The organism is Pseudomonas sp. GW531-T4, from assembly GCF_017349615.1.
In the GTDB taxonomy this organism is placed as follows: Bacteria; Pseudomonadota; Gammaproteobacteria; order Pseudomonadales; family Pseudomonadaceae; genus Aquipseudomonas; species Aquipseudomonas chlororaphis_I.
The window spans coordinates 1-13,065 of the sequence record NZ_JACMZT010000013.1; the positions used below are offsets into that span (position 1 = coordinate 1).

Consider the following 13,065-nt stretch of genomic DNA (forward strand, 5'->3'; position numbering starts at 1 on the left):
GCGTAACTCGTTGAATCTCAAGGAGTTTTCCGTTTCGACTGCGCCGGAAGTGGGGCGAATTATAGACTTCCAGAATCTGCCGTCAACCCCTAATTTGTCTTTTCTATCAATAACCTGCAAAAACAGATAAATCCTTCTCTATATAAGAAGAGCAGAAACACCATGAGCAATATATTGCTCATGCGTTATTAGTTGAGCATCATGTCGGCGCACCCAATCTCCCCCCTTTATAAAACCGGATGATGCCTTGCCATGAATGACCAGTCCCGCAGCCTAGCCTCAACCCTGTTCCCAGTGGGACTGCTGCTTATTGCCATGGCCTCCATCCAGTCCGGCGCCTCGCTGGCCAAAAGCATGTTCCCGATCGTGGGCGCGCAGGGCACCACCACACTGCGCCTGATCTTCGCCAGCATCATCATGCTGCTGCTATTGCGCCCGTGGCGCGCGAAGCTCACCGCCAAGTCCCTGCGCACGGTCATCGTTTACGGGATGGCACTGGGTGGAATGAACTTCCTCTTCTATATGTCGCTACGCAGCGTTCCCCTGGGGATCGCCGTCGCCCTGGAATTCACCGGCCCGCTTGCCGTGGCCATTTATGCTTCGCGAAAAGCCATCGACTTTCTCTGGATCCTTCTGGCGGTTATCGGCCTGCTGCTGTTGATCCCTACCAGCGATACCAGCGCCGACATCGACCTGATCGGCGCAGGTTATGCCTTGGGGGCCGGAGTGTGCTGGGCGCTCTATATTCTGTTCGGGCAAAAGGCCGGAGCCGATAATGGCGTCCAGACCGCAGCGCTGGGTGTAATGATCGCCGCCTTGTTCGTTGCGCCTATCGGTATCGTGCACGCCGGAGCTGCCTTGCTGACCCCCAGCCTGATTCCCATCGCCATCGGAGTGGCCATTCTCTCCACCGCCCTTCCCTATAGCCTGGAGATGGTCGCCCTGACCCGAATGCCAGCGAGAACCTTCGGCACACTGATGAGTATCGAACCCGCTTTCGGTGCCTTGTCCGGGCTGCTGTTCCTCCACGAATACCTGTCTCTCGCACAATGGATGGCTATTGCCTGCATCATCCTGGCGTCAGTGGGTGCGACCCTGACCATGCGCAGCGAATCGAAACCTTTGGTAGCGGCGGATTGATTCTCGGTTGTACATAGCTCTGGCATTTGCCGCTCAATTAGGCCATGTTTAGGCGCTGTAACTCAGCGCCAGTCATGGATTTTTCGGGCAAGGACCGCACAGACGCCAAAGTGACAGCTAACGCAGTCGAACCCGGACAACAGATCCGGGATCAGCAATAGGGACAGGAATGAAACGTTTTTTGATTCTGTTAGCCGTACTTGCCATCGCAGGTTGCGCCGCAACTTCGAAAACCGAGGTCAAGCGCGGAAAGAAGGGCCTGCATATCAACTGCTCCGGCCTGTCCTCCTCCTGGGACAAATGCTACGCCAGTGCTGCCACCTCCTGTGGCCCCAAAGGCTACAAAGTGATCGCCAAGTCCGGCGATACGGTGGAGGATCCGGGCGATTACCCCTTCGGCCTGAACCCCGCCGGCTACACCAGCCGCAGCATGATCGTCATCTGCAAGTAGGCAGCACCTGCCTACTGCACATCCTGCGTTGGCAACTGACGAACAATTTCGTCATGGCTCGATTTCAGGACCTGGCGCTGAATGTCCGGACTGACCAACATTCGCGCCACCACCAACGCCCCTACACATTGCGACAGGATCGACCAGGCCAGGCTGTCGCTGCCCAAGGTGTGCGCCCAGCTCTGCTGCAAGCGGCAAATCCAGTCTTCCGCCTGCTGTCGAACCACCTCGTCCGCCCGTGATATTTCCGCACCCAAGGTCGGCAGCGCACAACCCGTTTCCGGGCTCTCGACATGCGCCATGCTCAAGTAGTGCTTGAGGCAACGTTCAAGCCGCATCCGGCTTTGCTCGCCATCGGCGCCCAGGCGCTCAAGGCTCTGGCTCAGCTCCCGCTCGACAATCGAACCGAACAGCTCATCCTTGGACGAAAAGTGGCTGTAGAACGCCCCGCCGCTCAGCCCGATCGCTTTCATCAGGCCATCGACCCCTACAGTCGAAAACCCTTCCTTTTTGGCTGACACGGCGCTGCTTTGCAGCAACCGCTCCCTGGTTTCCTGCTTGTGACTGGCTGAATAACGCATGACGCCCCTCTCCTCTCTTCGCCTTGACGCTCGGCGAATCGTAGCATAACGTTCGTTTAGTTAACGACCGTTTACCAATAGAGCGATCCCACCATGACTACAGCTACAGAGAACAAGAAAGTCGTTTTGGTCGTCGGAGCCGGCGATGCCACAGGCGGTGCCATCGCCAAGCGTTTTGCCCGGGAAGGTCTTGTGGCCTGTGTCACCCGACGCAGCGCGGACAAGTTGCAGCCACTGGTGGAGGCCATCCAGCAATCGGGAGGCGAAGCCCACGGGTTCGCCTGCGACGCTCGAAAAGAGGAAGAAGTGATTGCCTTGATCGAACAGATCGAGAGCGAGATCGGCCCGATCGAAGCCCTGGTGTTCAATATCGGCGCCAACGTGCCGTGCAGCATCCTCGAGGAAACCGCGCGCAAGTACTTCAAGATCTGGGAGATGGCCTGCTTCTCGGGTTTCCTCAATGCGCGGGAAGTGGCCAAGCGCATGGTCACTCGCAAACGCGGGACCATCCTGTTCACCGGGGCCACCGCGGGATTGCGTGGCGCTGCGGGTTTTGCCGCCTTCGCCGGAGCCAAGCATGGCATTCGCGCGCTGGCGCAAAGCATGGCCCGGGAACTGGGACCGCTGAACATCCACGTCGCTCACGTGGTGGTCGATGGCGCCATCGACACTGACTTTATCCGCAACAGTTTCCCGGAAAAGTACGCGCTCAAGGATGAAGACGGCATCCTCAACCCCGAGCACATCGCCGACAACTACTGGCATCTGCACAGCCAGCCACGGGATGCCTGGACCTTCGAACTGGATCTGCGGCCCTGGAACGAACGCTGGTAACCCCTCCTCCACAACAACAAAAAGGGAGCATTACCGATGAGCAAAACCGTCGAGTTCTTTTTCGACCTGGGCAGCCCGACCTCGTACCTGGCCTACACCCAACTGCCGAAGATCTGTGCCCAGACGGGCAGCCAACTGATTTACCAACCCATGTTGCTCGGTGGCGTGTTCAAGGTCACTGGCAACGCCTCGCCAATCAGCATCCCCGCCAAAGGGCGCTACATGCTTCAGGACCTGGCGCGTTATGCCAGACGCTATGAGGTGCCATTGGCATTCAACCCGCACTTCCCGATCAACACCCTGCTGCTGATGCGCGCGGTGACCGGCATGCAACTGCGACACCCGCAGCGCTTTGTTGCCTTTATCGACTGCCTGTTTCGCGCACTCTGGGTCGAGAAGCGCAACCTGAATGATCAGGCCACAGTGGCAGCGGTACTCAGTGAGGGGGGATTCGATCCGCTGGAGGTGCTGGCCCTGACCAACGATGAAGAGGTCAAGAACGCCCTCAAGGACAAGACCGAACAAGCCTTGCAGCGCGGCGTGTTTGGCGCGCCGAGCATGTTCGTCGATAACCAGCTGTTTTTCGGCCAGGATCGCCTGGACTTTGTCCTCGAAGCCTTGAGTTAAACCAAGACGTCGATATGACGAGCAACGTCATTCACGCTGCCAGCCCAAAGCCGGCAGCGCGATTAACGTTCAGATAGTTGCGGTACGGGTATTCAGCCATTCCAGCGCCGCGCCTTGCAGCAGCGGGCTCAGGCGCCGACGCACTTCGGCGTGGTAGGCGTTGAGCCACTCACGCTCGTCCTGGGTCAGCAGCGAAGGCTCCAGGCAGCGGCTGTCGATCGGGCACAGGGTCAGGGTTTCGAACTTGAGGAACTCGCCGAATTCGGTGGTGCCCGCCTCACGGTTCATCGCCAGGTTTTCGATGCGCACCCCCCAACGGCCCGGACGATAGGTTCCCGGCTCGATCGAGGTGATCATCCCGGGCTGCATCGCGGTTTGCGGTGCCGGCGCCGCCTGATAGGCGATCACTTGCGGGCCTTCGTGGACATTGAGGAAGTACCCCACGCCATGGCCGGTGCCGTGCCCATAGTCCACGCCCTCGGCCCAGATCGGCGCGCGGGCGATGGCGTCCAGCAGCGGCGACAGGATGCCCCGCGGGAAGTGCGCCCGGGACAAGGCGATCACGCCTTTGAGCACCCGCGTGCAATCGCGTTTCTGCTCGGCACTCGGGGTGCCGACCGGGACCATGCGGGTGATGTCCGTGGTGCCGCCCAGGTATTGGCCGCCGGAGTCGATCAGCAGCAGGCCATCGCCTTCGATCACTGCGTGCTCTTCTTCGGTGGCGTGGTAATGCGGCATCGCGCCATTGGCGTTGAACGCGGCGATGGTGTTGAAACTCAGGGACACGTAGCCGGGGCGACGGGTGCGGGCCGCGGTCAGGTGCTCGTCGATCGTCAGCTCGGTGATGCGTTCACGGTCCCAGGCCGACTCCAGCCAGGCGAAAAACTCGCAGAGCGCGGCGCCATCCTGCTCCATGGCCTGACGGATATGCTCGGCATCAGCCAAGCTCTTCTGGGACTTGGCCAATGTCGTCGGGTTCAGGCCTTCCAGCAGCTTCACGCCGCTACCGAGGTTATCCAGCAAACCGGCAGTGACCCGCGCCGGATCCACCAGCAGGCTGGCGCCGTCGGGGATCGCACTCAGGGCCGCGGCCACTTCGCTGTAGTCACGCAGGGTGATGCCATCCTGTTCCAGCACGGCACGCAAAGCGTTATCGACCTTGCTCAGCGCCACAAACAACGTCGCCTGCTGCTGGCTGATCAGGGCGAAGGAGATGAATACCGGGTTGAACGAGACGTCACCGCCGCGCAGATTGAACAACCAGGCGATGTCGTCGAGGGTGGCGATGAAATGCCAATCCGCGCCTCGCTCTTTCAGGGTTTCGCGCAACTTGCCGAGCTTCTCGACCCGGCTGACCGTGGCCTGGGGCGGCAAATGCTGATAGATCGGCTGATCCGGCAGGCTCGGGCGATCGCTCCAGACTTCGTTCAGCAGATCGATATCGGTGCGCAGGCGAGCGCCACGCTCCTGCAGCTTGTTGCCCAGGGTTCGCGCCGAAGCCACCGCCATCACCGCGCCGTCGACCGCGACCACGCCCCCTTCCGGGGTCTGCTCGGCCAGCCAGTCCAGCGGACCGGGCTGACCCGGCAACAGTTTGACCAGTTCGATACCACTGCCCTTGAGCTCCTTGGTCGCCTGCTCCCAATAACGGCTATCGGCCCAGACCCCGGCGAAATCCGCCGTGACGATCAGGGTGCCGACCGAACCGTGAAAGCCCGACAGCCACTGCCGGCCTTGCCAGTAACCCGGCAGGTACTCCGACAGGTGCGGGTCGGCCGACGGCACCAGCAGGGCATGAATGCCCTCGCGGCTCATCAGCTCACGGGTGCGCGCCAGGCGCTGGGGGACCACTCCATTGGTCAAGGGCTGCGTACTCATTGTGTCTCCTGCTACCAGGTGAATCATTGTTATTGGATACCGAGGGCATAAGCCCTCAGGGTTGGGCAACCGCCCAGAACGCCGGTGCACTGGCGGATGAAGCCTTGATCAGTTGGACGGCCTGATCGATGTCCTGCTCGGTGGTGAAGCGGCCCAGGCTCAGGCGGATGGTCCGCCCCGCCGTCCGGGCGTCGAGCCCCAGCGCCAGCAACACATGGGACGGCGCATTGCTCGCCGAGTTGCAGGCCGAGGTCGCGGAAAACGCGATGGAGGCACTCAGGGCCGCCGGATTGAACTCCCCTTCACCAAAGGTAAGGCTCAAGGTATGGGGAATGCGTTGGGCCGGGCTGCCGTTCAGGCGCAGCCCCGGCAGGTCGGCCAGCTGTTCGAGCAGGCGTTCGCGCAGACGGGCGATGGTCGCCGCTTCTTCGTCGAAATGCTCGGCTGCCAGGGCAAAGGCGGCGCCCATGGCGGCAATCTGATGGGTCGCGAGCGTCCCGGAGCGCAAGCCGCCTTCATGGCCGCCGCCGTGGATCTGCGCCTGCAAGCGCTGCTGCGCGCGAGGGCCGACGTAAAGCGCGCCGATGCCCTTGGGGCCGTAAATCTTGTGGGCGGAAAAGGACATCAGGTCCACCGGCCACTGCGCCAGGTCGATCGCCACCTTGCCCGCGCCCTGGGCCGCGTCGACATGCAGCAGCGCACCGCGCTCGCGGACCACGCGGCCAATGCCTGGGATATCGTTGACCGTACCCAGCTCGTTGTTGACCAGCATCAGCGACACCAGGAAGGTGTCGTCGCGCAGGGCTTCGCTAACCGCCTCGGGCGTGATCAGCCCGTCGCGGTCCGGTACCAGGTAAGTCACTGCCACGCCGGCAGCCTGCAGCTGGCTGGCGGTATCGAGAATGGCCTTGTGTTCGATCTGGCTGGTGATGATGTGCCCGCCGGATACGCCCCGGGCCTGAGCCACGCCCTTGAGCGCCAGGTTGTTGGATTCGGTGGCGCCGGAGGTCCAGACGATCTGCTCGGGCGCCGCCCCCACCAGTTGGGCGACCTGCTGCCGCGCCAGCTCGACACTGCGCCGGGCCTGTTGGCCGAAGGCATGGGAACTGGACGCCGGGTTGCCGAAGTTACCGTTGAACCCCAGGCATTCCACCATCACCTGAATGACTCGCTCATCCACCGGCGTGGTGGCGGCGTAGTCGAAATAGAGAGGACGTTTATTCATCGCAAAAATACCCGCAGAGCCTGTTCCAGGATCAAGGTTCGCTCGGTGCCGAACGCTGATACGCGCCCTATCGGCAACGCAAAAACGGCAGACCGTCAGCAATACCCGATCGGATGCAGTTAAAGAAGGACAACTTCATTTAAAAGTGCGTAGGAACGCTCCCGAGGGGCAGCTTAACAGGCTCCGGGAGCCGGGTTAAGCGAGGTTCGGCCAAGGGGCCGAAGAACAAGGCAGGAGGCGGGAAAATCATCACAGGGTTTTGCCGACTGTCACCGGCAGTCCGTCAGCCTCTGCGGGCAAGGCCACGGAAGATCGACAAATCAGCTGGCACGGCCATGCAGGGTCACGCTGTGTTCGGCGTTCATTTCGCCCTGCTGGTCGAAACCGAAGGTCCGTTGCGGGGCAAGCAGCTCGGCCTTCTTCTGCTGGTATTCGTCAAAGGACAGCCCGCGCCGGTTCAGGGCTTCCAGCGCCAGTTCGCGAGTTTCCTCGGCGGTATAAGGGCGCGATTCCGGACCCGGCTGGCTGGCACAACCGGCCAGGACCGAAGTGACGACAAGCAGGGATAAGACGAGCGAACGGTTCATGGCAAAGGCTCCTGGATCTGGGCTGCGAGGCAATGGACACAGGCTACCGTCGCCCTTCCCGGGGCAGAAATCATCACGCTCGATAGTGGCTATCGATTCCCCCTATCGCAGCCCATAGCGCCCTCTCTTATTTCCAAAAGACCTATAAATATGGAAATAAAGTATTTTTTAGGAATATCAGTAAGCCTTTATAACAGGCCCATCGCGCCGCCTGCTGTTGCCTGGGCAACTGTTCGCCAGGCAACAGCCAATCAACAAAACAGTGTCTCCCCAACAACAGCCTGATCCTGCAACAGCGCCACGAGCCCCGCCACTCAAGGCTTTGCCCCGCTGGTACAGCTCTTGCTCAAGCCCTGGGACTACTCACTGCTCGTTGAGCCCTGTTCAACAAAGGAACTGATCATGTCGCGTCCATTAAAAGTCGTTGCCCTGTCCGGTGGAACCTGGCGCCCCTCGCGCACCCTGGTGCTGACCCAAGCGCTGCTCGCCGAACTGGCAGGGCAATTGCCGATCGAGAGCAAGCTCATCGAACTGGGCGACATCGCCCGCCCATTGGGCGCGGCCCTGTCCCGCCAGGAGCTGGCGGCGGAAGTCGAAGCCGAGTTGCAGGCCATCGAAAGCGCCGACCTGCTGATCGTCGCAGCGCCCGTCTATCGCGGCTCCTACCCGGGCCTGCTCAAGCACCTGTTCGACCTGATCGACCTCAACGCCCTGATCAATACCCCGGTGCTGCTGGCCGCCACCGGAGGCAGCGAGCGTCACGCCCTGGTGCTGGATCACCAGCTGCGGCCGCTGTTCAGTTTCTTCCAGGCCCTGACCCTGCCCATCGGGGTCTATGCCACCGAGGCCGACTTCGCCAACTACCAGATAACCAGCGAGCCCTTGAAAGCCCGCATTCGCCTTGCGGCAGAACGCGCCGCGCCCCTGTTCGGCGTGCATCCGAAAAATCTGCTGAAAATCGCTTAAGGACCTGTCATGGATGTTTTCTGGTTTCTTCCGACTCACGGCGACGGCCATTACCTGGGCACCACCCAGGGCGCGCGCCCGGTCACCCTCAACTACCTCAAGCAAGTGGCCCAGGCCGCGGACAGCCTGGGTTATCACGGCGTACTGATCCCCACCGGCCGCTCGTGCGAAGACTCCTGGGTGATCGCCTCGGCGCTGGTGCCCCTGACCGAACGCCTGCGCTACCTGGTGGCGATCCGTCCGGGAATCATCTCGCCGACCGTCTCGGCGCGCATGGCCGCCACTCTCGACCGGCTGTCCAACGGCCGCCTGCTGATCAATGTGGTGACCGGCGGCGACCCCGACGAGAACCGTGGCGACGGCAGTTTCCTCAGCCACAGCGAGCGCTATGAAGTCACCGACGAGTTCCTGAGGATCTGGCGCCGGGTGCTGCAAGGCGAAGCCGTGGACTTCGAAGGCAAGCATCTGCATGTGCAGAACGCCAAGGCCCTGTACCCGCCGGTGCAGAAGCCCTATCCGCCGCTGTATTTCGGCGGTTCCTCGGACGCCGCCCATGACCTCGCCGCCGAACAGGTAGATGTCTACCTGACCTGGGGCGAACCGCCGGCCGCGGTCGCCGCGAAACTCGCCGATGTGCGTGAGCGGGCCGCCCGCCATGGCCGCACGGTGAAGTTCGGCATCCGCCTGCATGTGATCGTGCGCGAAACCGCGGAAGAGGCCTGGAAGGCCGCGGACAAGCTGATCGAACACATCAGCGACGAGACCATCGCCGCCGCGCAGCAATCCTTCTCGCGCTTCGACTCCGAGGGTCAGCGGCGTATGGCTGCCTTGCACGACGGGCGGCGCGACAACCTGGAAATCGCCCCCAACCTCTGGGCCGGCGTCGGCCTGGTGCGTGGCGGCGCCGGCACCGCGCTGGTGGGCAACCCCGAGCAGGTCGCTGCGCGGATCAAGGAATACGCGGACCTGGGGATCGAGAGCTTCATTTTCTCCGGCTACCCGCACCTGGAAGAAGCCTATCGCTTTGCCGAACTGGTGTTCCCGCTGCTGCCGGAACCCTACGCCAGCCTGGCCGGACGTGGCGTGACCAACCTTACCGGGCCGTTTGGCGAAATGATCGCCAATGATGTGCTGCCGAGCAAAAAAGCGGCTGAGGCTTAAGGGTATTTATTGCCTGATAGAACGCTATCGCGGGCAAGTCGGATCGCCGCCCGCTCGCTCCTACAGATGAGCGTGCTTCTGTAGGAGCGAGGCTTGCCCGCGATGGAGCCCCGCCGCTCCCCCTGAAAGCCACCGATTTCATGGCCCAACAACCGGCCCCCAACGAGGAACACCGCGTGACTGCCAAGCCGCAAAGCGCCCTGTTGTCCCCCTTGCAGACCGCCCGCCAGCTGGCGGCCGAGTTTGCCCTGACCGCCGTCGAACGCGACGAACGCGGCGGAACCCCCAAAGCCCAGCGCGACGCCCTGCGCCAGAGCGGCCTGCTGGCCCTGAGCATTCCCACCCTGTACGGCGGCCTCGGCGCCAGCTGGAGCGAGACCCTGAACATCGTCCGCGAGTTCGCCAAGGTCGACAGTTCCATCGCCCACGTCTTCGGTTTCCATCACCTGATGCTGGCCACCGTGCGCCTGTTCGCCCGCCCGGAACAATGGCAACCCTGGTTCGAACAGACCGCGCGCAAGAACTGGTTCTGGGGCAACGCCCTCAACCCGCTGGACACCCGTACCGTGGTGAAGAACCTCGGCGGCTGGCGCGAGTTCTCCGGCAAGAAGAGCTTCTGCTCCGGCGCCAGCGATTCGGAAATGCTCATCGCCTCGGCGGTCGACGAAAGCAACGGCGGCAAGCTGTTGATCGCCGCCATCCCCAGCGGCCGCAGCGGCATCACCCTGCACAACGACTGGAACAACATGGGCCAGCGCCAGACCGACAGCGGCAGCGCCAGCTTCGAGCGGGTGCGGGTCGAGGAATCGGAGCTGCTGCTGGACCCGGGCCCCTTGAGCACGCCCTTTGCCTGTCTGCGCCCGCTGATCGCCCAGCTGACCTTCACCCACATGTTCCTCGGCATCGCCGAAGGGGCCTTTGAAGAAGCCCGCCAGTACACCCTCAGCGAAACCCGGCCCTGGCATAAGTCCAGCGCACAGGAGGCCCATCAGGACCCTTACGTACTGGGCCATTACGGTGATTTCTGGGTGGCCCTGGAAGGCATGCGTCTGTTGGTGGAGCGCGCCGCGGAGCTGCTGGACAAGGCCTGGGCCAAGGGGCCGAACCTGAGCGCCGAAGAACGCGGCCACCTGGCCACGGCCATCGCCACCGCCAAGGTCGCCACCACGCGCCAGGGCCTGGAACTGTGCAGCCGCCTGTTCGAGGTCACCGGCGCCCGCTCCACCCACGCCTCCCTGCGCCTGGACCGGCATTGGCGCAACCTGCGCACGCAAACCCTGCACGACCCGGTGGATTACAAACTCCATGAGTTGGGCGACTGGGCCCTGAACCAGTCCCTGCCGACCCCGACTTTCTATTCCTAGCCTTCTGTTCCCGGAGCTTGTCCATGCAGCTTTTGACCTTACCGCCCTCGCCCGCCCTGGCCACCTCGATCCGGGCCACCGCCCAGGTATTCGAAGACCCGAAATCCCAGGCCTTGCTGGCGCATCTGCAGCAGGTCGCGCCGAGCGAGGCCAGTGTGCTGATCATCGGCGAGACCGGTACCGGCAAGGAGCTGGTGGCGCGCCATATCCACAACCTCAGCGCCCGGCGCAACCGGCCGTTCGTGGCGGTGAACTGCGGGGCGTTCTCCGAGTCGCTGGTGGAGGCCGAGCTGTTCGGCCATGAAAAAGGCGCCTTCACCGGGGCCCTGAGCGCCAAGGCCGGCTGGTTCGAAGAAGCCAATGGCGGGACTCTGTTCCTCGATGAGATCGGCGACCTGCCGATGGCGATCCAGGTGAAATTGCTGCGGGTGTTGCAGGAGCGCGAAGTGGTGCGCCTGGGTTCGCGCAAAAGCATTCCCATCGATGTGCGGGTGCTGGCGGCGACCAACGTGCAACTGGAGAAAGCCATCAACGCCGGGCATTTCCGCGAGGACCTGTACTACCGCCTCGACGTGGTCAGCCTGGAACTGAGCCCGCTGCGCGAACGTCCCGGCGACATCCTGCCGCTGACCCGGCACTTCATCGAAGCCTACAGCCAGCGCCTGGGCTACGGCGCCGTGACCATCAGCAGCGAGGCCGAGCACAAGCTGCGCAGCTACAGCTGGCCGGGCAATATCCGCGAACTGGAAAACGTCATCCACCACACCCTGCTGATCTGCCGCGACGGCGTGATCGAGCGCGACGACCTGCGCCTGTCGAACATGCGCATCGAGCGCCAGGACGACAGCCACCACAGCCACGACGACTCAGCCGAAGCCCTGCTGGAGCGGGCCTTTCACAAACTCTTCGAAGAACAGGCCGGCGCCCTGCATGAAAAGGTCGAGGATGCACTGCTGCGCGCGGCCTACCGTTTCAGCCACTACAACCAGGTGCACACCGCCAACCTGCTGGGCCTGAGCCGCAACGTCACCCGAACCCGGCTGATCAAGATCGGCGAATTGGCGGTGAACAAGCGCCGTCTGCCGGAAAAACCCGGCCAGCACGAACGCACCCTGCAACTGTCGATCTAGCTGGCCAAACGGCAATGCAGCGCGTTATCCGGGCTGCGCTCGATGCTGCGCACCACCTGGAACGAGCCGAAGGTCACGGTCTTGGCCTGATAGGCGCGCAGCAGTTGCCAGAAGTCCTGTTCGCCCTTCTCGAAACTCTGGAAGGCCGCTTCGCCAGCTTCCCGGGTTTGCCATTGCAGGTAGTTGAGCACCCGCCGGCCGTCTTCGCTGGCCTGCACGCTGCCACTCAGGAACCCCGGGTAACCCTGGGCCAGGCGTTCGGTCTGCTCGGACAGCGCCGACACCAGGGCGGATTGTTGATGGGGTTCGATTTCGAATTCGATCAATTGCGTAAAGCTGCGGTTTTGCGCAAACGCGTGCATGGCAAGTCCCTACTGACGGATAAACGGAATCTTGTGATTCGAAGGCCTGCAGGGTAAAACCTCCAGTTAAGTAAAGGTCAAGCGACTTTTGCTCATTCCCCACCCGCAGGAGTGCTGCATGCTCACCCCCGAAACCGTGCACAAGGAACTCACCGTCGGCCAAGTGGCCGCCCGCAGTGGCGTAGCGGTCACCGCGCTGCATTTCTATGAAACCAAGGGGCTGATCAAGAGCAACCGCAACGCCGGCAACCAGCGCCGCTATCCGCGGGAAGTGCTGCGCCGGGTGGCGCTGATCAAGGTGGCGCAGCGCCTGGGCATTCCCCTGGCCGAGATCGGCCAGGCCCTGCGCAGCCTGCCGGACCACCGCGCACCGACGGCCGCCGATTGGAAGCGGCTGTCCGAACAGTGGAGCCATGAGCTGGATGAGCGGATCAAGCAGCTGACCCTGCTGCGCGACCGCCTCAATGGCTGCATCGGCTGCGGCTGCCTGTCGATGCAAGACTGCCCGCTGCGCAACCAGGGCGACCAGCTGGGCGAACACGGCCCGGGCGCGCAATTGCTGGAAACCGACTGAGCGGACGGCGCAGCGGTTTCCCCAGCCGGCAATCGGTGGAGCGGCCACTGCTGGCGTCTTTTCAAGTCAAACGTCGGAATGCCACCCAGCCCGATCGCGGCCTGCGGCAGCGGCGACACCTCTTCCCCTGATCGCAGGCTCACTGTTGCCTGGCGAACACCTCGTCAGTTCAAACCAGGCTGTGG

General features: G+C 62.7%; 14 protein-coding genes. 9 read left to right on the forward strand and 5 right to left on the reverse strand.

Annotated elements, in window-relative coordinates; translation table 11 throughout:
- Positions 1–252 precede the first annotated feature (252 nt).
- Positions 253–1,140 (forward strand): threonine/homoserine exporter RhtA, encoded by an 888-nt coding sequence (rhtA, locus tag J4D28_RS12720; protein WP_103330984.1) that lies wholly within the window; start codon positions 253–255, stop codon positions 1,138–1,140.
- A gap of 169 nt (positions 1,141–1,309) precedes the next feature.
- On the forward strand, positions 1,310–1,591 hold the full coding sequence (locus J4D28_RS12725) for a hypothetical protein (protein WP_009050041.1): 282 nt from the start codon (positions 1,310–1,312) through the stop codon (positions 1,589–1,591).
- Between the two features lie 11 nt (positions 1,592–1,602).
- On the opposite strand, the gene J4D28_RS12730 is transcribed toward J4D28_RS12725, so the two are convergent.
- Positions 1,603–2,172, reverse strand: coding sequence for a TetR/AcrR family transcriptional regulator (locus J4D28_RS12730; RefSeq protein WP_009050042.1), 570 nt, complete (start codon positions 2,170–2,172; stop codon positions 1,603–1,605).
- A 93-nt stretch (positions 2,173–2,265) separates the two neighbouring features.
- On the opposite strand from J4D28_RS12730, the gene J4D28_RS12735 reads away from it, so the two are divergent.
- On the forward strand, positions 2,266–3,006 hold the full coding sequence (locus J4D28_RS12735) for an SDR family oxidoreductase (RefSeq protein WP_016704808.1): 741 nt from the start codon (positions 2,266–2,268) through the stop codon (positions 3,004–3,006).
- Positions 3,007–3,042: 36 nt separating this feature from the next.
- Positions 3,043–3,633 (forward strand): 2-hydroxychromene-2-carboxylate isomerase, encoded by a 591-nt coding sequence (locus J4D28_RS12740; RefSeq protein WP_009050044.1) that lies wholly within the window; start codon positions 3,043–3,045, stop codon positions 3,631–3,633.
- A 69-nt stretch (positions 3,634–3,702) separates the two neighbouring features.
- On the opposite strand, the gene J4D28_RS12745 is transcribed toward J4D28_RS12740, so the two are convergent.
- The 3 genes from J4D28_RS12745 to J4D28_RS12755 all read right to left on the reverse strand — a co-directional run bounded on the left by J4D28_RS12745 (position 3,703) and on the right by J4D28_RS12755 (position 7,323).
- Positions 3,703–5,511 (reverse strand): aminopeptidase P family protein, encoded by a 1,809-nt coding sequence (locus J4D28_RS12745; protein WP_038634028.1) that lies wholly within the window; start codon positions 5,509–5,511, stop codon positions 3,703–3,705.
- Positions 5,512–5,566: 55 nt separating this feature from the next.
- Entirely contained in the window at positions 5,567–6,736 is a 1,170-nt protein-coding gene (locus J4D28_RS12750) for a cysteine desulfurase family protein (RefSeq protein WP_009050046.1), read from the reverse strand.
- Positions 6,737–7,056: 320 nt separating this feature from the next.
- Positions 7,057–7,323, reverse strand: a complete 267-nt coding sequence (locus J4D28_RS12755; RefSeq protein WP_009050047.1) for a hypothetical protein — start codon at positions 7,321–7,323, stop codon at positions 7,057–7,059.
- A 402-nt stretch (positions 7,324–7,725) separates the two neighbouring features.
- On the opposite strand from J4D28_RS12755, the gene msuE reads away from it, so the two are divergent.
- The 4 genes from msuE (at position 7,726) to J4D28_RS12775 (ending at position 11,944) form a co-directional block, all read left to right on the forward strand.
- Positions 7,726–8,289, forward strand: a complete 564-nt coding sequence (gene msuE, locus J4D28_RS12760) for an FMN reductase (RefSeq protein ID WP_009050048.1) — start codon at positions 7,726–7,728, stop codon at positions 8,287–8,289.
- Between the two features lie 9 nt (positions 8,290–8,298).
- Positions 8,299–9,450 (forward strand): FMNH2-dependent alkanesulfonate monooxygenase, encoded by a 1,152-nt coding sequence (ssuD, locus tag J4D28_RS12765; protein ID WP_053269619.1) that lies wholly within the window; start codon positions 8,299–8,301, stop codon positions 9,448–9,450.
- A gap of 176 nt (positions 9,451–9,626) precedes the next feature.
- Complete coding sequence (locus J4D28_RS12770) at positions 9,627–10,814, forward strand: acyl-CoA dehydrogenase family protein (RefSeq protein ID WP_103331010.1); 1,188 nt, start codon at positions 9,627–9,629, stop codon at positions 10,812–10,814.
- A gap of 23 nt (positions 10,815–10,837) precedes the next feature.
- Entirely contained in the window at positions 10,838–11,944 is a 1,107-nt protein-coding gene (locus J4D28_RS12775) for a sigma-54-dependent Fis family transcriptional regulator (protein ID WP_009050051.1), read from the forward strand.
- Here the strand turns inward: J4D28_RS12775 and J4D28_RS12780 are convergent.
- Positions 11,941–12,306, reverse strand: a complete 366-nt coding sequence (locus J4D28_RS12780; protein WP_038577335.1) for an antibiotic biosynthesis monooxygenase — start codon at positions 12,304–12,306, stop codon at positions 11,941–11,943. The two genes, J4D28_RS12775 and J4D28_RS12780, sit on opposite strands and share 4 nt — an antisense overlap.
- Before the next feature lie 118 nt (positions 12,307–12,424).
- Between J4D28_RS12780 and soxR the strand changes: the two genes are divergently transcribed.
- Positions 12,425–12,880, forward strand: a complete 456-nt coding sequence (gene soxR / locus J4D28_RS12785) for a redox-sensitive transcriptional activator SoxR (protein WP_009050053.1) — start codon at positions 12,425–12,427, stop codon at positions 12,878–12,880.
- The last annotated feature ends 185 nt before the right edge of the window (positions 12,881–13,065 follow it).